General features: G+C 68.1%; 17 protein-coding genes, 1 tRNA gene and 1 other RNA gene. 11 read left to right on the top strand and 8 right to left on the bottom strand.

Going from position 1 to position 18531, the window contains the following annotated elements; all coding sequences use genetic code 11:
• Window positions 1-10: 10 nt before the first annotated feature.
• Window positions 11-622, bottom strand: coding sequence for a recombination mediator RecR (gene recR / locus SBI80_RS09030; RefSeq protein ID WP_318974118.1), 612 nt, complete (start codon window positions 620-622; stop codon window positions 11-13).
• A gap of 1 nt (window position 623) precedes the next feature.
• The gene (locus tag SBI80_RS09025) at window positions 624-956 is read right to left on the bottom strand and encodes a YbaB/EbfC family nucleoid-associated protein (RefSeq protein WP_318974117.1); all 333 of its coding nucleotides are present in this window, start codon (window positions 954-956) and stop codon (window positions 624-626) included.
• A 110-nt stretch (window positions 957-1066) separates the two neighbouring features.
• On the opposite strand from SBI80_RS09025, the gene SBI80_RS09020 reads away from it, so the two are divergent.
• On the top strand, window positions 1067-1831 hold the full coding sequence (locus tag SBI80_RS09020) for an Rv3717 family N-acetylmuramoyl-L-alanine amidase (RefSeq protein WP_318974116.1): 765 nt from the start codon (window positions 1067-1069) through the stop codon (window positions 1829-1831).
• A gap of 5 nt (window positions 1832-1836) precedes the next feature.
• Here the strand turns inward: SBI80_RS09020 and SBI80_RS09015 are convergent, their stop codons facing one another.
• On the bottom strand, window positions 1837-2277 hold the full coding sequence (locus SBI80_RS09015) for an SRPBCC family protein (RefSeq protein WP_318974115.1): 441 nt from the start codon (window positions 2275-2277) through the stop codon (window positions 1837-1839).
• Between the two features lie 89 nt (window positions 2278-2366).
• On the opposite strand from SBI80_RS09015, the gene SBI80_RS09010 reads away from it, so the two are divergent.
• Entirely contained in the window at window positions 2367-3746 is a 1380-nt protein-coding gene (locus SBI80_RS09010) for an FAD-binding oxidoreductase (protein ID WP_318974114.1), read from the top strand.
• Window positions 3747-3774: 28 nt separating this feature from the next.
• The gene (locus tag SBI80_RS09005; protein WP_318974113.1) at window positions 3775-5088 is read left to right on the top strand and encodes a class I SAM-dependent methyltransferase; all 1314 of its coding nucleotides are present in this window, start codon (window positions 3775-3777) and stop codon (window positions 5086-5088) included.
• Here SBI80_RS09005 and SBI80_RS09000 read toward each other — a convergent pair.
• From SBI80_RS09000 to ffs, 3 genes are all read right to left on the bottom strand, one after another.
• On the bottom strand, window positions 5085-6995 hold the full coding sequence (locus SBI80_RS09000; RefSeq protein ID WP_318974112.1) for a DNA polymerase III subunits gamma/tau: 1911 nt from the start codon (window positions 6993-6995) through the stop codon (window positions 5085-5087). The genes SBI80_RS09005 and SBI80_RS09000 overlap by 4 nt on opposite strands.
• A gap of 38 nt (window positions 6996-7033) precedes the next feature.
• Complete coding sequence (locus tag SBI80_RS08995) at window positions 7034-8311, bottom strand: aspartate aminotransferase type Ic (RefSeq protein ID WP_318974111.1); 1278 nt, start codon at window positions 8309-8311, stop codon at window positions 7034-7036.
• A gap of 40 nt (window positions 8312-8351) precedes the next feature.
• An RNA gene (ffs, locus tag SBI80_RS08990) (signal recognition particle sRNA small type) lies at window positions 8352-8446 on the bottom strand.
• A 104-nt stretch (window positions 8447-8550) separates the two neighbouring features.
• On the opposite strand from ffs, the gene SBI80_RS08985 reads away from it, so the two are divergent.
• From SBI80_RS08985 to SBI80_RS08965, 5 genes are all read left to right on the top strand, one after another.
• Window positions 8551-8636: transfer RNA gene (locus SBI80_RS08985), tRNA-Ser, on the top strand.
• A gap of 75 nt (window positions 8637-8711) precedes the next feature.
• The gene (lucA, locus tag SBI80_RS08980; protein WP_318974110.1) at window positions 8712-9602 is read left to right on the top strand and encodes a lipid uptake coordinator LucA; all 891 of its coding nucleotides are present in this window, start codon (window positions 8712-8714) and stop codon (window positions 9600-9602) included.
• 86 nt (window positions 9603-9688) lie between these two features.
• Window positions 9689-10711 carry a S1C family serine protease gene (locus tag SBI80_RS08975; RefSeq protein ID WP_318974109.1) on the top strand — a complete coding sequence of 341 codons (1023 nt, stop codon included), beginning with the start codon at window positions 9689-9691 and terminating at the stop codon, window positions 10709-10711.
• A gap of 317 nt (window positions 10712-11028) precedes the next feature.
• The gene (locus SBI80_RS08970) at window positions 11029-11313 is read left to right on the top strand and encodes a hypothetical protein (protein ID WP_318974108.1); all 285 of its coding nucleotides are present in this window, start codon (window positions 11029-11031) and stop codon (window positions 11311-11313) included.
• A gap of 67 nt (window positions 11314-11380) precedes the next feature.
• The gene (locus SBI80_RS08965) at window positions 11381-11653 is read left to right on the top strand and encodes a DUF3761 domain-containing protein (protein ID WP_318974107.1); all 273 of its coding nucleotides are present in this window, start codon (window positions 11381-11383) and stop codon (window positions 11651-11653) included.
• A 10-nt stretch (window positions 11654-11663) separates the two neighbouring features.
• Here SBI80_RS08965 and ligD read toward each other — a convergent pair whose 3' ends face one another.
• Window positions 11664-12713 (bottom strand): non-homologous end-joining DNA ligase, encoded by a 1050-nt coding sequence (gene ligD / locus SBI80_RS08960; protein ID WP_318974106.1) that lies wholly within the window; start codon window positions 12711-12713, stop codon window positions 11664-11666.
• Window position 12714: 1 nt separating this feature from the next.
• Window positions 12715-13833, bottom strand: a complete 1119-nt coding sequence (locus tag SBI80_RS08955) for an ATP-dependent DNA ligase (RefSeq protein WP_318974388.1) — start codon at window positions 13831-13833, stop codon at window positions 12715-12717.
• On the opposite strand from SBI80_RS08955, the gene SBI80_RS08950 reads away from it, so the two are divergent.
• The 3 genes from SBI80_RS08950 to SBI80_RS08940 all read left to right on the top strand — a co-directional run bounded on the left by SBI80_RS08950 (window position 13721) and on the right by SBI80_RS08940 (window position 18475).
• Window positions 13721-14884 carry a tyrosine-type recombinase/integrase gene (locus SBI80_RS08950; RefSeq protein WP_318974387.1) on the top strand — a complete coding sequence of 388 codons (1164 nt, stop codon included), beginning with the start codon at window positions 13721-13723 and terminating at the stop codon, window positions 14882-14884. The two genes, SBI80_RS08955 and SBI80_RS08950, sit on opposite strands and share 113 nt — an antisense overlap.
• A gap of 308 nt (window positions 14885-15192) precedes the next feature.
• Window positions 15193-17403 carry a tyrosine-type recombinase/integrase gene (locus tag SBI80_RS08945; RefSeq protein WP_318974105.1) on the top strand — a complete coding sequence of 737 codons (2211 nt, stop codon included), beginning with the start codon at window positions 15193-15195 and terminating at the stop codon, window positions 17401-17403.
• A gap of 4 nt (window positions 17404-17407) precedes the next feature.
• A complete protein-coding gene (locus SBI80_RS08940; protein ID WP_318974104.1) occupies window positions 17408-18475 on the top strand; it encodes an ATP-dependent DNA ligase in 1068 nt (355 codons plus the stop codon).
• The last annotated feature ends 56 nt before the right edge of the window (window positions 18476-18531 follow it).

The raw sequence follows: 18531 nt of genomic DNA, 5'->3' as shown, positions 1-18531 counted from the left end.
CGACACCCTACTAAGCCATCGCCCGGCGACCGGTCAACGCCCTGCCGAGGGTGAGTTCGTCGGCGAACTCGAGGTCACCGCCCATCGGCAGCCCCGATGCGATGCGCGTGACCGTCAGACCTGGGATGTCGCGCAGCATGCGCACCAGATAGGTGGCGGTGGCCTCGCCCTCGGTGTTCGGGTCGGTCGCGATGATGACCTCCGCGACGTCCACCCCGTCGACGCGCTCCCCGATCCGGTTGAGCAACTCCCGGATCCGCAGCTGCTCGGGTCCCACGCCGGACAACGGATCAAGCGCCCCGCCGAGCACGTGGTACCGGCCGCGGAACTCCCGCGTGCGCTCGACGGCCTGGACGTCCTTGGGCTCCTCTACGACGCATACCAGCGAGGCGTCACGCCGGGAATCCGAGCAGATGCGGCAGCGCTCGTCATCGGAGACATTGCCGCACACCGCGCAGAACCTCACGCCGTCGCGGACCTTGCCGAGCACGGCCGTCAGCCGGTCGATGTCTGGCGGCTCGACCGACAGCAGATGAAAGGCGATGCGCTGCGCGCTCTTCGGCCCGATGCCGGGCAGCTTGCCCAGCTCGTCGATCAGATCCTGGACGGGACCCTCGAACAAGTCAGAGACCCGGCAGTTCGAGGCCGCCGAGCCCGCCGGCCAGCGGACCCAGCTTGCTCTGCGCCATCAGTGTGACCTGACGCGCGGCGTCCTTGACGGCGCCGACGACGAGGTCTTGCAAGGTCTCCACGTCATCGGGGTCGACGACCTTGGGGTCGATCGCGACGGCGGTCACCTCACCGCTGCCCTTCATGGTGACCTGGACCAGCCCGCCGCCGGCCTGGCCGTGCACCTCGGCGACGGCCATCGCCTCCTGCGCCTCCATGAGCTGCTGCTGTACCTGCTGTGCCTGCGCAAGCAGCGCCGACATGTCTGGCGGTTGGCCCGGTTGCATGACGTGTCCCCTTGCATGTTGGTAGCAGGTTGGTCTCGACTTGATTGCTGTCGCCTACTCGTGGCGATTTCGCTCTCGAGGGTAGTCGTCCCGCGAGCTACGTTGGCGCCGTGCACGTACCTGTCAGCCTTCGTGTCGGCGCCGCGCTCGCCGTCGGTCTCCTCGTCGCGGCGCTGCCCGCCCCGTCCGCCGTGGCCGCCCCCGCCAACATCGCCGGGATGATCGTCTTCCTCGATCCCGGGCATCAGGGCGCCAACGACCCGTCGTTCCTGAGCAAGCAGGTCCCGACGGGCCGAGGCGGAACGAAGGACTGCCAGACCAGCGGCACGTCCACCGACAGCGGGTATGCCGAGCACACGTTCAACTGGGAGACGGTGCTGCGCATCCGCGCGGAGCTGACGCAGCTGGGCGTGCGTACCGCGATGTCCCGCGGCGACGACACCGGGGTTGCCCCCTGCGTCGACGAACGTGCCGCGATGGCCAACGCGCTCAAGCCGAACGCGATCGTGTCCATCCACGCCGACGGCGGTCCCGCCACTGGACGCGGCTTCCACGTCAACTACTCGTCGCCACCGCTGAACGCCGCGCAATCCGGCCCGGCGGTGCAGCTCGCGCAGACGATGCGCAACCAGTTGCAGGCCGCGGGCCTGACCCCGGCCAATTACATCGGCCAGGGCGGGCTCTACCCGCGGTCGGATCTGGCTGGGCTGAACCTGGCGCAGTACCCCTCGGTGCTGGTCGAACTGGGCAACATGAAGAACCCCGCCGACGCGGCCCTGATCGAGAGCCCGGACGGGCGGCAAAAGTACGCCGACGCCGTCGTGCGCGGCATCGCGGCGTATCTGGCGACGCTGCCGCCGCGCTCCGCCGCATAGCACCCCTAGCTGCCCTCGACCTGCTTCTTCAGGTTCTCCAGCACCTCGGCCTGGATCTTGCGCAGGCCCAGCGGAGCGAAGGTCTTCTCGAAGAAGCCCTTGACGCCGCCAGCGCCCTGCCAGGACGTCTTCACGGTGACCGACGCGCCCGTACCCGCGGGGGCGACGGTGTAGTTGGTCACCATCGACGAGTTCGCGTCCTTCTCGATGACGGTGTGACCCGCGACGTCGACGTTGGCCTTGACGTCACGCACCCGCGACTCGGTCGCCTGGAGCTTCCACGAGGCGACGGTGCCGGCGCCCTGCCCGCCCTCCAGTACCTGGTAGTCGCGGTAATGCGAGGAGAGGATCCGCGGGCGAACCGTCTGGTAATCCGCGACGGCCGCGAAGACGGCATCCGGCTCGGCGTTGATCAAGACGGTGCTCGAGGCGCTGACCTGTCCCATCGGTGAAGACTCCTAGTTGAGAGGATGAACGGGAGCAATCCCGGGTCGGTGCGGTCGCATCGGGTGCAACCGGGGACTAGCGTATATGTGTGACTGTTGCATCGATCGAAGCGCAGTCGGCGCACGCAGCTGCCGTGCAGAGACTGCTGGCGAGCTATCGCGCCATCCCGGCGAGCGCCACCGTCCGACTGGCCAAACCCACTTCCAACCTCTTTCGCGCTCGCGAGAAGGCCACGGCCAAGGGCCTGGACGTCTCGGGGCTGACGGGGGTGATCTCGGTCGACCCCGACGCGCGCACCGCCGACGTCGCGGGCATGTGCACCTACGAGGACCTGGTGGCGGCGACGCTGCCGTACGGGTTGTCGCCCCTGGTGGTGCCGCAGCTGAAGACGATCACCCTCGGTGGCGCGGTGACCGGCCTCGGCATCGAGTCGGCGTCGTTCCGCAACGGGTTGCCGCACGAGTCGGTGCTCGAGATGGACATCCTCACCGGAGCGGGCGAGGTCATCACGGCGTCACCCGAGCAGCACGCCGACCTGTTCCGGGCCTTCCCGAATTCCTATGGGACGCTCGGCTATTCGGTCCGCTTGAAGATCGAGTTGGAGACCGTCAAACCCTTCGTGGCACTGCGGCACCTTCGGTTCACGTCGGTGGCCGATCTCGTCACGGCCATGGATCAGATCATCGAGACCCGCGGTTACGACGGTGTGCCCGTCGACTACCTCGACGGCGTGGTGTTCAGCGCCGACGAGTCCTACCTCACCCTGGGCGTCCAGACGTCGACGCCGGGGCCCGTCAGTGACTACACGGGCAGCCAGATCTACTACCGGTCCATCCAGCACGCGGCGGGCGAGAAGCACGACCGGCTGACCATCCACGACTACCTGTGGCGCTGGGACACCGACTGGTTCTGGTGCTCGCGGGCGTTCGGTGCGCAGAACCCGACCATCCGCCGGCTGTGGCCACGACGGTTACGGCGCAGCAGCTTCTACTGGAAGCTCATCGCCTACGACCGCCGCTTCGACATCGCCGACCGCCTGGAGAAGCGCCAGGGCCGGCCTCCGCTGGAGCGCGTGGTGCAGGACATCGAGGTGCCGATCGAGCGGACCGCCGAGTTCGTCGACTGGTTCCTCGACAACGTCCCGATCGAACCCATCTGGCTGTGTCCGCTGCGGCTGCGCGACGACGCGGGCTGGCCGCTGTACCCGATCGGGGGCCACCACACCTACGTCAACGTCGGCTTCTGGTCGTCGGTGCCCGCCGGTGCGATTGAGGGCCAGACCAACCGCCTGATCGAGAAGAAGGTCAGCGAACTGGACGGCCACAAGTCGCTCTACTCGGACGCCTACTACTCTCCCGAGGAGTTCGACGAGCTCTACGGTGGCGAGGTCTACGACACCGTCAAGAAGACGTACGACCCCGATTCTCGGCTGTTGGATCTATACGCGAAGGCGGTACAGAGGCGATGAACGCTTGCGCAACGAGCGGAGGACGGAAATGACCACGTACAAGGACGATTCCGCGCAGGCAGCGGGCAAGCTGACGCTGGCCGAGATCCTGGAGATCTTCACCGCGGGTGACGACCTGCCGCTGAAGTTCACTGCCTACGACGGCAGTTCGGCCGGCCCCGCGGATGCCCAGCTCGGGCTCGATCTGCTGACCCCGCGCGGGACGACGTACCTGGCCACCGCGCCGGGCGACCTCGGCTTGGCGCGCGCCTACGTCTCGGGTGACCTCGAACCGCACGGCGTGCACCCCGGCGACCCCTACGAGTTGCTGCGCGCATTGTCGGAGAAGCTCGACTTCAAGCGGCCCCCGGCTCGGGTGCTGGCCAACATCGTCCGGTCGATCGGCATCGAACACCTCAAGCCCATCGCGCCGCCGCCGCAGGAGGCGCTGCCCCGCTGGCGCCGCATCGCGGAAGGGCTGCGGCACAGCAAGACCCGCGACGCCGAGGCCATTCATCACCACTACGACGTGTCGAACACGTTCTACGAGTGGGTGCTCGGACCGTCGATGACCTACACCTGCGCGTGCTACCCCGAAGCGGACGCCAGCCTGGAACAGGCGCAGGACAACAAGTACCGCCTGGTGTTCGAGAAGCTGCGCCTGCAACCCGGTGACCGGTTGCTGGACGTGGGCTGCGGCTGGGGCAGCATGGTGCGCTACGCCGCTCGCCACGGCGTCAAGGCGGTCGGCGTCACGCTGTCCAAGGAGCAGGCGGCGTGGGCGCAGAAGGCCATCGCCGACGAGGGTCTGTCGGATCTGGCCGAGGTGCGGCACGGGGACTACCGCGACGTGCGCGAGTCCGGGTTCGACGCCGTGTCCTCGATCGGGTTGACCGAACACATCGGCGTGCACAACTACCCGTCCTACTTTCGCTTCCTGAAGTCCAAGATGCGCACGGGCGCACTGCTTCTGAACCACTGCATCACCCGCCCGGACAACCGGGCCGGAGCCACCGCGGGCGGCTTCATCGACCGCTACGTGTTCCCCGACGGGGAGCTCACCGGCTCGGGCCGCATCATCACCGAGGTGCAGGACGTCGGCCTCGAGGTCGTGCACGAGGAGAACCTGCGCCACCACTATGCGATGACGCTGCGCGACTGGTGCGCCAACCTCGTCGAGCACTGGGACGAGGCGGTCGCCGAGGTCGGCCTGCCCACCGCCAAGGTGTGGGGTCTGTACATGGCCGGATCCCGGCTGGGCTTCGAGACGAATGTCGTTCAGCTGCACCAGGTTCTGGCGGTAAAGCTGGACAACCACGGCGGTGACGGCGACCTGCCGCTGCGGCCGTGGTGGACGCCCTAGCCGTCGATCCGCCGGGCGCCGAGCTCGGTCTGCAGTAGCTCCAGCGCGACCTCCTCGGGGTCGCGTCGCGGACCGGTCTCCTCGTGGACGGCCTGGGCGAGCATGCTCTCCTCGTCGTCCTCCTCTGGCGGCGGCGGGGCGACGGGCTGCTGCGGGCGAACGGCGGGCGCCGGTGGCTCGGTCGGTGACCCCGCCTCGCACCGGATGTTCCAGTTCACGCCGAGGGCGTCCTTGAGCGAGTCCCTGATGATCTCGACGTTGCGCGGCTCGTTGAGCCGCTTCGCCAGCGGCGCCGATACGTGGCTCAGGACCAGGGTGTCCCCTTCGACCGCGAGCACGATCGCGCCGTCGAGCATGACGTCGGTGGGACGCCGTCGTTCGCGAACCTTGTCCCGGACGGTCGACCACATCGCTCGCACCGCAGCGGCATCCGGCTGTCCCGTTGCCGCCGCCGAGGCGGGCGCCGGCGCGGGAGGTGTGACCGGTGCCGGAGCGGGCGCGGGTTCCGGCGGCCGGACCGGCATCGAGGCCGTCGTGGGCGCGGGTCGGGGTGGGGCCGGGTCCGCGGGTGTGGACGGGTCCGGCGTCGGGGTCGGCGCGGCCGGGGCGGGGACTGGGGCGGGCGGGGCCTGCCGTTCCTCTGCGGCCGGCGCTGCGGGTGCGGGCGCGTCGGTGGTGCTCTTGCGGGTGAACTGCTTGATCGGCGCGGCCTGCACCGCCGCGGCGTGCGAGGCCTCACCCGCAGGGATGGACACGTTCATCCGCGTCTCGATGCGCTCGATGCGTTGCAGCAGAGCGGCTTCGGTGTCACTCGCCGACGGCAGCAGCAGACGCGCACACACCACCTCCAGCAGCAACCGCGGCGCCGTGGCGCCCCGCATCTCGCCGAGACCCGCGTGCACCACCTCGGCATAGCGCGTCAGCGTTGCCGTCCCCAGCCGGGCCGCCTGGTCGCGCATGCGTTCCAGGACGTCGTCGGGGGCATCGACGACGCCGCGGGTGGCGGCGTCGGGCACGGCTTGCAGCACGATCAGGTCGCGGAAGCGTTCGAGTAGGTCGGTGGCGAAGCGGCGCGGATCGTGGCCCGCGTCGACCAGTGACTCCACCGCCCCGAACAGGGCTGCGGCATCCCCCGCGGCGAGCGCGTCGACCGAGGCGTCGATCAGCGCCAGGTCGGTGGCGCCGAGCAGCGCCAGCGCGCGGTTGTAGGCGACGCGGTTGCCGTCCGAGCCTGCCAGCAGCTGGTCCAGCACCGAGAGCGTGTCGCGCGGTGAACCACCGCCCGCGCGGATCACCAGCGGGTACACCGCGTCGTCGACGACGACGTCCTCCTGTGCGCAGACGCGTTCGAGCAGCCCGCGCATGGTCTTCGGTGCCAGCAGCCGGAACGGGTAGTGGTGGGTCCGCGAGCGGATGGTGGCCAGCACCTTCTCGGGCTCGGTGGTGGCGAACACGAAGATCAGATGCTCCGGCGGTTCCTCGACGATCTTGAGCAGCGCGTTGAAGCCGGCCGTGGTGACCATGTGCGCCTCGTCGACGATGAAGATGCGGTATCGCGACTGCGCGGGGGCGTAGAACGCTCGGTCGCGCAGTTCCCTGGTGTCGTCCACACCACCGTGGCTGGCGGCGTCGAGTTCGACGACGTCGACGTTGCCGGGGCCGTTGGGCGCCAGGGCGACGCAGGAGTCGCATACCCCGCACGGCGTCGGCGTCGGACCTTGCTCGCAGTTCAGCGAGCGGGCCAGGATCCGCGCCGAGGAGGTCTTGCCGCAGCCGCGCGGGCCCGAGAACAGGTAGGCGTGGTTGATCCGGCCGGACTCCAGGGCGGTCGACAGCGGCTCGGTGACGTGCTCCTGGCCGACCACTTCGGCGAACGACGCGGGTCGGTACTTCCGGTAGAGAGCCACGGTGGTCAGGCTACCCAGGCCCGGTGACGCGCGGCGCCCTAGTCACCGGCGAGCAGCGACTCGGCCGCGGCCAGCAGCGCACACGTCGCGAGACCGTCGATCGCCTCGGTCAGGTCGGGCGTCGACGGGAACGACGGTGCGATCCGAATGTTCTTGTCCTCAGGGTCTTTTCGGTACGGGAACGCCGCGCCGGCCTCGGTCACGGCGATGCCCGCATCCTTGGCAAGGGAGATGGTGCGGCGCGCGGTGCCGGGCCACACGTCCAGGCTGACGAAGTAGCCGCCCTTGGGGTCGGTCCACGACGCGATCTTGGACTCGCCGAGGCGGTCCTCGAGGATCTCCCCGACCAGGGCGAACTTGGGCGCCAGCAGCCGCTGGTGCTTCTGCATCTGCAGCCGCACCCCGTCGGCGTCGCCGAAGAAGCGCAGGTGCCTCAGCTGGTTGACCTTGTCGGGTCCGATCGACTTCTTCCCGGCATGCTGCAGATACCACGCGATGTTGCCGAGCGAACCGCCGAAGAAGCTGACGCCGGCGCCCGCGAAGGTGATCTTCGAGGTCGACGCGAAGACGTACGGACGGTTCGGGTGGCCCGCCTTTGCGGCCAGGCCCAGCACGTCGACGTTCTTGACGAAGTCGTGGGTCAGCGTGTGCACGACGTAGGCGTTGTCCCAGAAGAGCCTGAAATCGCTTGCTGCCGTCTGCATTTGCACCAGCCTGCGGACGCATTCCCAGGAATAGGTGGCACCGGTCGGGTTGGAGAACACCGGCACGCACCACATGCCCTTGATCGCGGGGTCGGCCGCGACGAGCTCCTCGACGAGGTCGACGTCGGGGCCGTCCTCGAGCATGGGCACCGGAATCATCTCGATGCCGAAGGCCTCGGTGATCGCGAAGTGCCGGTCGTAGCCGGGCGACGGGCAGAGGAACTTGACCACGGGCTCCTGAAACCAGGGCCGGGTGGAGTCGACGCCGCCGTGCAGCAGCGAGAACACCACGATGTCGTGCATGATCTCGAGGCTGGCGTTGTTGCCCGCGATCAGGTTCGGCACGGGGATGCCCAGCAGCTCGGAGAAGATGGCCCGCAGCTCCGGCAGACCGTGCAGGCCGCCGTAGTTGCGGGTGTCGGTGCCGTCGCCGTCGCGGTACTCGGTGCCCGGCAGGGCCAGCAGCGCGTTGGACAGATCCAATTGCGCCGCCGACGGCTTGCCGCGGGTCAGGTCCAGGTTGAGCTTCTTGCTCTGCAGATCGGCGTAGTTGCGGCGCTGCAGCTCGTGCTGGGACTGCAGTTCGTCGCGGCCAAGGGACAGAAACGACACGACGTGCCTCTCAACGTTGCCGATGACCCGGAGATCACAGAAAAGGGGACCCCGCGCACCCGCCAGAGCCCATTGACCCTTGCTGCCTTCCGGCCCTGGGGGAGTTCACAGGATGGACGCCGCGCGGGGTCCGACTGCAGTGTAGTACCCCGCCGCGGACGCCAGGTGTGGAGCCGCCGCAGCGGGAGTGGGCACCAGCTCGTGAGGAATCGGTCGGCGGGTCGGCTACCATGGCCCGCGGAGGATTCGCCTAGTGGCCTATGGCGCTCGCCTGGAACGCGGGTTGGGTTAATAGCCCTCAGGGGTTCAAATCCCCTATCCTCCGCGCTGGTCCGGGTGCGGCCAGGCCTGCTGGCCTGGCCGTATGCCGGCCCCAAGCTTCACTGACTCGAGGAGGAGCATGCGGCGCTGGATCGCGGTCCTGTGGCACGCATCATTCTTCGTCCTCGCCGGCGCCCTCTACTTCTTCTTCGTATTGCCGCGCTGGTACGAGCTGACCGGCGCATGGCCCGTCGGGCTCGGCTTGGCGATGCGCATCGCCTGCGGCGCGCTCTTCGGCCTGGCGGCCCTGCCCGTCGTGTTCACGCTGCTGCGGACGCGCAAGCCCGAATTCGGCACGCCCAAGTTGGCCCTTTCGCTGCGGTTCTGGTCGATCGTCCTGCACGTGCTGGCCGGCGCCCTGATCGTCGGAGCGGCGATCAGCGAGATCTGGGTCAGCCTGGACGCCGGGGGACGAACCCTGTTCGCCATCTACGGTGCCGCCGCCGCCATCGCGATCCTTGGTGCGCTGAGCTTCTACCTGGCCTACGCCGCCGAGCTGCCCCCTCCCCCGCCGAAGCCGCTGCGCCCCAAGGGTCGGACGCGGCGGCGGGGCCGTGGTTCGAACGCCGACGAGGCCGACTCCGAGCCAGCCAACACCCAGGCCGACGAGACCCAGGACGACGAGACCCAGGCCGAGGAGACCGAGCCGGCCGACGCCGAGCCCGCGGGCGCGAATGTCGCGGTTCCGGCGCCGGTCACGGCCGAGGAGTCGGACACCGCCGAGGCCACCGCGGAGTCCTCCGAGGCCACTGAAGTCACCGAACTCGCCGAAGCCACTGAAGTTGCCGGGACCAGCGCCACCGAGGAGGCCAGCGCACATCCCGGCGACGAAGCCACTGACGCCGCTAGTAACGCCGAGGAATCCCCGACCGATGACTCCGGTAGCAAGTTGCGCAACCGGCGTCCAGAAGGCAAGTCGACGTCGCGGCTGTTCGGGCGGTCACGCCGCGGAGTGGCCCTCGACGACTGACGTCGTCGGCCGGCGCGTCGACAGCCCACGATGTCATCGTCAGAATTGTGGGTAGAACTCCAGCTACACACGGCGGAAGGTGGCCCATGCGCGGTTTCCACATCGGGTGGCGACTCGGCATTGCCGTCGTGGCGACCGTCGCGGCGACCTCCACGCTCGTCGCACCCGCGGTGGTCTCCGCCGCCCCGGTCGATCTCGCCGGGGTGGCCGCACAGGTCGAGCCCGCGGTGGCGCGCATCGACACCACGATCAACTACCAGCACGCCATCGGCGCGGGCACGGGCATCGTCCTGGACCCCAACGGCGTCGTGATGACGAACTTCCACGTCGTGCAGGGCGCAGACACCATCACCGCCACCGTGACGGGCCGCTCCTTCCCCGCCGACCTGGTGGGCTACGACCGCACTGCCGACGTCGCCGTGTTGCAGCTGCGCGGCGCCGCTGGCCTACCGGTGGCCGTGCTGGGTGATTCCTCCCAGCTCGCCCAGGGTGATCCCGTCGTGGCACTCGGCAATGCCAGCGGTTCGGCCAGCCCGCTGACCCAGGAAGCGGGCGCGGTGGTGGCGTTCGGCAGAACCATCAGCGCCAAGGACGAGCTCACCGGCAGCTCCAACCAGATGCGGGGCCTCATCGAGTTCGCCGCACCGGTACGGGCCGGTGACTCCGGTGGCCCGCTCGTCAACGGCTCCGGACAGGTGGTCGGCATGACGACGGCGGCGACGCTCAACTACCGCATGGGCCCCGGCGGTTCGGGCTTCGCGATCCCGATCAACGATGCGCTCGGGGTGGCGGGTCAGATCCGCTCGCGCACGCCGTCGGACTCGGTGCACATCGGCCCGCCCACCCTTCTCGGGGTCGGGGTCAACTCCCGTGAGCAGAGCCAGACCCTGCCCGGGGTCATCCTCTTCGAGGTGCTCCGCGGCGGTCCGGCGCAACAGGCGGGTCTGCACGACGGCGACGTCCTGCTCAGCATCAACGGCGAGCAGCTCAGCTCGGCAACGGCGTTGACCGACGTGCTGGATCGGCACTACCCGGGCGACGTCGTCGACCTGGTGTGGATCGACCGGGCCGGCCAGCAGCAGACCGGCAAGGCCACCCTGGCGTCCTGACGCGCTTGCCAAGATAGCGGCAGTGATGCCGGTTGCGTGAGCGGGCGGGGCGTCGACGAGAACCGTCGTCGCCATCGCTCGGCGTCACCTGGCACTCGTCGCACCACCCTCGATACTCGGGAACACCCGTCCGCGCTGCCAATCCGGCGCCGGGGAATCCTTGCCTCGCCTGCCGCTGCCGGCTAATCCGCGATGCGTAGCCAGGCCGCTCAGCTGCGAAGACGACGCGCCGAGCGAATATTCGCAAAGTTGGCAATCCGCTGTGATGGGCATTACATTTGCCAGCAGCAACGTTCGATGTCGAGGGGGAAGACGCCGTGGTTCTCACCTTCGCGCTGGTGTACTCGGCTGGCTGGGTGCTCACCACGATCGCGACCTACGTGGCCAGCCGGCAGCTGGCCGACAGTCCCACCACCCGCCTCAGTTCGTCGTGCCTGAGCCTCTGTGCGGGCATCGTGTGGCCACTGATGATCGTCGGAGTCGTCGAGCTCAGCTCCGTGGCGGTTTACACCACCGCGGTGTCTTGGCGCCGCGATCATGGCATTCCCGAGTCGTGGCTCGCCGCCGGCGCCTCCAGCGAGGTCGTACCGCTGCACCGCTGACGCTTTCCCGGCGCCGTCGCGGCCGTATTACGGTGGGTACGACGGCTGATTCGGGAAAGGGGTCCTCGTGCTTCGGTTCATCCTGGCGTGCGCGCTGACGACGGTCGCGATGGGGCTGAGCTCACCGACCGCCTCGGCCGACCCAGTCGACTGCCCGGTCGATGCCCCCGCCGACGCCGCACCCTGCGGACCCGACCCGGCACCAGCTCCCGCTCCGCCGCCCCCACCGGTGCGCGTGGCCCTCTGTCAGGACGGCTCCTACTCGTTCACCCAGCACACCAACTGGCAGGGCACCTGCGCCAAGCACAGCGGCGTCGCCCAGTGGATCACGGGCAACTGACGAGCCCCGGTCACTTGGCGACCGGATTGCCCTCGTCGTCCCAGTGCGCCGCGACCTTCTTGCTGGGTTGCACCCGCGGCGGTTCGCCCGGCATCTTCGGATAGCTCGGCGGATACGGCAGGTCCCCGAGCCCGCGTTCCTCGTCGGCGGCGACCAGGTCCAGCAGCGGCTCGAGGGAATGGGCCACCGAGTCGATCTCGGCCCACGGATCCGCGCGCGTGGCAACGAGTTTCGGCACGGTAGCAATCGTGTAGTCGTCGGGGTCGGCCGTGGTCAGCTCCTGCCAAGTGAGCGGAGTGGACACCGTGGCGATCGGCGTGCGTCGCGCCGAGTACGCCGAGGCGAAGGTCCGGTCTCGAGCGTTCTGGTTGTAGTCGATGAACAGCCGCTGACCACGCTCCTCCTTCCACCACGACGTGGTCACCCGGTCCGGGGCGCGACGCTCCACCTCACGCGCCAGCGCGATGCCCGCGCGGCGGACGGCGACGAAGTCCCAGTCCGGCCTGATACGGATGAAGACGTGCACGCCTCGGCCACCCGAGGTCTTCGGATAGCCGACGATGCCGAGGTCGTCGAGCACCGGCTTGAGCACCTCCACGGCGATGCTGCGAGCATCGGAGAAGTCGGTGCCCGGTTGCGGGTCCAGGTCGACGCGCAGCTCGTCGGGGTGTTCGGTGTCGGGGCAACGCACCTGCCACGGGTGCAGGGTGATGGTGCCCATCTGCGCGGCCCATGCGATCGCCGACGGATGGGTCACCTTCAGCGCATCCGCGGTTCGGCCCGACGGGAACGTCACCGTGCACGTCTGCAGGTAGTCGGGATGCTTTGCGGGAACCCGCTTCTGGTAGATCTCCTCACCGTCGATGCCATCCGGGAAGCGCTGCAGGTGCGTCGGGCGGTCACGCAGCACCGCCACCATCGGGTCGGCGACGGAGAGGTAGTAGTCGAACAGCACCCGCTTGGTTCCCTTCGAGCCAAGCGCCGGGAAGTACACCTTGTCCGGATTGGTCAACCGGACCGCCACTCCGTCGACGTCGACTTCTTCTGCGGGAGTGGGCATCTCAGGACTCCAATACGTCGAACAGATCGTAGTTCAGCGGGACGTCGAGCTGGGCGAAGGTACAGCTCGCCGGTTCGCGGTCCGGGCGCCAGCGAACGAACTTCACGGCGTGCCGGAAACGTCGACCGTGGACACCGTTTCCCTCCATCTGGTCGTACGCCACCTCGGCGACCCGCTCCGGCCGCACCGGGATCCACTGCTTGTCGGCGGCCGAATTCCACCGGCTTGGGTCACCGTCGCGGACCTCGCCTGCACGCAGCGGCTCGAGATCGGCGAGCATCTGCGATCTGGCCTTCACGCTGAACGACGCTGCGCCACCGACCATCTGGAGTTCGCCATCGTCGGTATACAGCCCGAGCAGGACGGACCCGACGCCCTGCCCGCTCTTGTGGATGCGGTATCCGATGACCACGCAGTCGGCGTCGCGGGCGTGTTTGACCTTGACCATGTCGCGCTTGCCGGGCAGGTAGAGTCCGTCGAGACGCTTGGCGATCACCCCGTCCAGGCCGGCGCCCTCGAAGGTCGTCAGCCACTGCGTGCCAACCCCGGGATCCTCGGTAGTGCGGGTGACGTGGCACCACGTCTTCTGGTCGACGAGCTCGAGCAGCGCCTGACGCCTGGTCCGAAACGTCTCCTTCACCAGGGACACGTGCCCCGTGGCGAGCGCATCGAATCCGATGAAGTGGGCCGGGGTCTGTTCGGCCAGCATCGACACCCGGCTCTGCGCAGGGTGGATGCGCTGACTCAGCGACTCCCAGTCCAGTCGAACGCGGCCGTCGATCTCCCGCGGCACGACGACCTCCCCGTCGAGCACGCAGCGCGGCGCCAGCTCGTCGCGCAGCGCGTCCAGTAGCTCGGGAAAGTATCTTCCCAGTTCCTTGCCGCTGCGCGACTGCAGCACGACGTCGTCACCGTCGCGGAAGGCCAGGGCGCGGCTAGTTGACTGAACTTCGGCGAGCCTCTCGAACCGAGTAGGCGTGCGGACGGAGGATCGCGCTGTGACCGAGTTGGGTCGGGTGGAGTCAGTGCCGAGCGGGCTGCCGTGGCGGGTGATCTTCCCCGATACCGAGCATCTCGGGGCGACGTCATACCTACGGGAACTGGCAGCGTCGGATTGCAGTCCACTCACAGTTCGAAGTTACGCGTTCGACCTGTTGCGGTGGTTCCGGTTCCTGCATAAGCGTCTGATCAATTGGGAGCGAGCCGAGCGCGTCGACGTCCGCGCGTTCGTCGAGTATCTGCGCGAGACGCCGAACCCTCAGCGCTTGCGCCGGGGCCCGGACAGACCTCCGCCCGGCTCGGTCAATGCGCTGACCGGGAAGTCCGAGCTGCCGGTGAACTACGCGGCGCGGACGATCAATCATCAGCTCTCGGTGTTGTTCGGGTTCTACGATCATGCCTGCGCGGCCAACCTGGGGCCGCTGGTCAACCCGGTGCCAGTGCAACGCACGCGTGGTGGTGGCCGTCCGCATGCGCACCATAATCCGATGCAGGACTTCGTCATTCACAAGCGTGCGAACTACCGGCAGAAGACGCCCCGCCCGGTCTGGCGAGGGATTCCGGACGAGGCCGCGACGACGTTGTTCGCGGCGTTGCGCAGCCACCGCGACCGCGCTCTGGTCAGTTTCTTTTTGTCGTCGGGCGTCCGGGCGTCGGAGTTGTTGGGGCTGTGTCACGGCGACCTCGATGCCGGCCGATACACGATCACGGTGACCAGTAAGGGCAGCCGGGCGCGGGAGGTGGTGCCGGCGTCGGTCGATTCGTTCGTGTGGTTGGCGCTCTACCTCGCCGAGCAGCAGCCGCCGTTGAGTCCGGGTGGTCCGGTGTGGTGGACGCGACGATCCGCGCCAGCACCGCTGAACTATCACGCGATGCGCGCAGTACTGCGCCGGGCGAATGACAGCTTGGGGACGAACTGGTCGCTGCACGACTTCCGCCATACCGCGGCGGCGCGGCTGCTCGCCGATCCGGCGTTCACGTTGGTCGACGTGCAGACGGTGCTGCGGCACGCCAGCGTCGCTACCACCCAGATCTATACCCAGCCACGGTTGGAGGACCTGGTCGGCAAGGTGCTCGAGCACTACGCCCGGCCACCGGCCCTTGGGCCGACGATCGAGCCGAGCTACGACGCTGCTGCGGTGCGGGAGCTCTTGGGGCTTCCGCTGACGTGATCATCGACGACGAGGACCCCCGGACTCAGGCACGTCGACAGGCGGCCGCCACCCGCGCGGCGGCCGCCCCGCAGATCGCGCTGTTGTCACGACCCGAATCTCCACACCTGGCCGCGATCCCGCCGGACGACCGGTTCGGCCGGACCGGCAAATTGCGACTCATGAAGGGCTACGACGCAAGTCAGCCGCCTCCCGATTCGCCTAACGACGCCACTGGACCAGCGATGCAGGGGTTGACCGTCGAGGAGCTCTGTAACGAAGTCGCCCGGCTCTGCCGCTCCTCGAAAACTCCATACCGACAGACCATCGTGCGCGGGACGCGAGCGCTGCTCACCCGACTGATGGGCTTTCCTGGTGGCACCTGGGAGCAACGGTGGCTGGCCAGTGGCTCGGATGCCGCGCCGAGGACCTGGATGTACCAGGATGACCTGCCGAATTACGACCGCATGTCGCCCACGCTGTTGGGAATGAACGCACTGCTGCAACTGCGGGTGTTGCGGCCGTCCTACAGCTGGATGCTCGACTCCGGGACCAAGGTCAACACCGCTCGATTCCTCGACGTCAACGGTGGCAATGCCATCACCGAGTTGCGGCGGCTCGCCGACTATCAGGCGTCGCTGCCTCGGCATCGGCGCAACGTCGAAGCGGGCCTGTCCCGGGTGATGATTCGCACCGGCAAGACCATCGAGCAGATCACCGGGGACGATCTGTTGTACTACGCCGACGTGGTGAAAACCTCGGGACGGCAACGACGAGAACATCTGTTGTGGGAACTGCTGGTGGCGCTGGGCGGACCGCTGGCCACTGAAGCCCCGACGTTGCGGGCGGCGTGGTCAGCGAAGGGAAACACACGACAGCACTCGGTCGTCACCCTGGTCGACCGCTACGGCATCCCCGCCTCGGGCGTGCGGGATCTGCTGGTGGACTACTTCGAAGAGATCCGGCCCGGCATGGACTACGGCTCATTGGAGGGCCTGGCCTACCGGCTGGTGCGGTTGTTCTGGTGGGAGCTCCTGCAGATCAACCCGCAGCAGACCGACCTGCGGCTGGCGCCAGAGGTGATCACGGCGTGGCGTGAGCGGCTGGCGCTGACGACGGACGGGCGCGAACGTCGGGAGGTCCACTCGATCTTGTTCGCGGTCCGCGGCCTCTATCGCGACCTGGCCGAATGGTCCCACGACGATCCGGTGCGTTGGGGTGTGTGGGTGGCGCCGTGCCCGGTTCCGCGGTCACTGAGCCGCGCGGCGGCCAAGAACAAGCGGCGCCAACGGAGCCAGATGCAGAGTCGCACCCGGGTGCTGACCCCGTTACTGCCCACGTTCCTGGCCGCGGTGAACGACCACAAAGAGCGCAGCTCGCTGTTTCTCGAGAAGGCTCGCGTCACCGCTCACGACGCCCAGTTCGAGGTCGACGGTTACGTCTTCGTGCGCGATGCGCCACCGGAGCGGCTGGCCATCGACGAGCGGGCCAAGGTGTGGGCCCGGCTCGCGCCGGGACAGCCGCGGCCATCCTGGATCCGCGGGGAAGCACAACGCGTCGACGTCACCGCGGTCGAGGACGACGGGTTCTGGTGTTGGGCGGTGGTCGAGACACTGCGCCACACCGGGATTCGGATCGAAGAGCTGATGGAGTTGACCCAGTTGTCGCTGCGCCACTACACGGCCTCGACGACGGGCACGTTGGTACCGCTGCTGCACATCGTGCCCAGTAAGACCGACTGCGAGCGTCTGGTGCCGATGACACCAGAATTGGTGCACGTGCTGCTGGCCGTGCTGCGGCGGGCCAAGGGCGGCCAGGAACACGTACCGCTCTCGGTCCGCTACGACGTCAACGAGAAGGTGCACGGCCAACCGTTCCCGCACCTGTTCGCCCGCAAGGTCGGCACCCGTCAGGAAGTTGTGTCTGGGCACTACCTTCGCGGCATTCTCAACCATCTGGCTGTAGTCGCCGGGCTCAGCGATGCCGGCCAGCCGATCAGGTTCACCCCGCACGACTTCCGCCGCCTGTTCGCCACCGACGCCGTCAACGGCGGTCTGCCGCTGCACATCGCCGCTGCCCTGCTGGGTCACCTGAACCTCGACACCACCCGTGGCTACACCGCGGTGTTTCCCGAGCACCTCATTGCTGCCCACCAGGCGTTCATCGAACGGCGACGGCAGCTGCGCCCGATCGGCGAGGACCGGGTCGCCGATGACGACGAATGGTCGGAGTTCGAGCAACACTTCCTGCTGCGCCGGGTGGCCCTCGGCGAGTGTCATCGCCCCTACGGCACACCGTGCGTGCACGAACACGCCTGCACCCGATGCCGGTTCTTGCGCGTCGACCCCGCCCAGCTGGGCCGCATCGACGAAATGACCGACAACGCCGAGCAGCGCCTCGTCGAGGCGAGGGAACGAGCGTGGCTCGGCGAGGTCGCCGCGCTGGAAGAAAGCATCAAGCACCTTCGCATCCGACAATCCGAGGCGCGGCAGCGACTTTCACACGGCACCAACCCGTTCGCCGACCAGAGACCACAATGAGACTATGAAGCTCCCCGTCATGCCGCCGGTCTCACCGATGTTGGCCAAGTCGGTCCCGACGATCCCGCCCGATGCGTCATATGAACCGAAGTGGGACGGGTTCCGTTCGATCTGCTTTCGCGACGGCGAAGAGGTCGAGCTGGGCAGCCGCAACGAACGCCCCCTGACCCGGTACTTCCCCGAACTGGTCGTCGCGATCACCGCCGAGCTACCCGAGCGCTGCGTCATCGACGGCGAGATCATCATCGCCACCGATCACGGCTTGGACTTCGAGGCACTCCAACAACGCATCCACCCCGCCGATTCGCGGGTGCGAACGCTCGCCCAGCAGACGCCTGCGTCCTATGTCGCGTTCGATCTCCTCGCCCTGGGCGACGAGGACTACACCCGGCGGCCGTTCGTCGAACGTCGCGCTGCACTCGAACAGGCCTTGGCCCACGCAGGGCCCTCGGTTCACCTCACCCCGGCCACTACCAATCTCGCGACCGCTCAACGATGGTTCGAGGACTTCGAGGGAGCGGGTCTGGACGGCGTGATCGCCAAGCCATTGACGATCTCCTATCAGCCCGACAAGCGGGTCATGTTCAAGGTCAAGCATCAGCGGACCGCCGACTGCGTCATCGCCGGTTATCGAGTGCACAAGTCCAGCGACGACGCGATCGGCTCCCTGCTGCTGGGCCTCTACACCGACGACGGCACCCTCGCCTCGGTCGGCGTGATCGGCGCTTTCCCGATGGCCAAGCGGCGACAGTTGTTCCTCGAAATGCAGTCGCTAGTAACCACTTTCGATGACCACCCGTGGAACTGGGCCGCCCACGACGCCGGTGACCGCACACCGCGCAAGAACGAAACGTCGCGCTGGAACGCCGGCAAGGATCTCTCGTTCGTCCCGCTGCGGCCCGAGCGAGTGGTCGAGGTGCGCTATGACCACATGGAAGGCGACCGGTTCCGCCACACCGCGCAGTTCAACCGATGGCGACCCGACCGCGATCCACGCTCGTGCACCTACGCCCAACTCGAACAACCCCTGACGTTCGCCTTGGGCGACATCGTCCCTGGGCTGGCCACCTAACCGTTGATTGCGACGAACAGCCGCGGTGAGCGGGAGTCGGCCACACGATCCAGCCC

The sequence above is a fragment of the Mycolicibacterium sichuanense genome (assembly GCF_033741125.1).
Classification (GTDB): Bacteria; Actinomycetota; Actinomycetes; order Mycobacteriales; family Mycobacteriaceae; genus Mycobacterium.
This window is presented reverse-complemented; position numbering and strand designations above follow the sequence as displayed.

Bases quoted from the DNA above. Each gene is read 5' to 3' on its own strand.
- SBI80_RS09025 (WP_318974117.1), bottom strand. From the start codon at position 956: ATGCAACCGGGCCAACCGCCAGACATGTCGGCGCTGCTTGCGCAGGCA.
- SBI80_RS09015 (WP_318974115.1), bottom strand. From the start codon at position 2,277: ATGGGACAGGTCAGCGCCTCGAGCACCGTCTTGATCAACGCCGAGCCG.
- SBI80_RS09005 (WP_318974113.1), top strand. From the start codon at position 3,775: ATGACCACGTACAAGGACGATTCCGCGCAGGCAGCGGGCAAGCTGACG.
- lucA (WP_318974110.1), top strand. From the start codon at position 8,712: ATGCGGCGCTGGATCGCGGTCCTGTGGCACGCATCATTCTTCGTCCTC.
- SBI80_RS08975 (WP_318974109.1), top strand. From the start codon at position 9,689: ATGCGCGGTTTCCACATCGGGTGGCGACTCGGCATTGCCGTCGTGGCG.
- ligD (WP_318974106.1), bottom strand. From the start codon at position 12,713: ATGCCCACTCCCGCAGAAGAAGTCGACGTCGACGGAGTGGCGGTCCGG.
- SBI80_RS08940 (WP_318974104.1), top strand. From the start codon at position 17,408: ATGAAGCTCCCCGTCATGCCGCCGGTCTCACCGATGTTGGCCAAGTCG.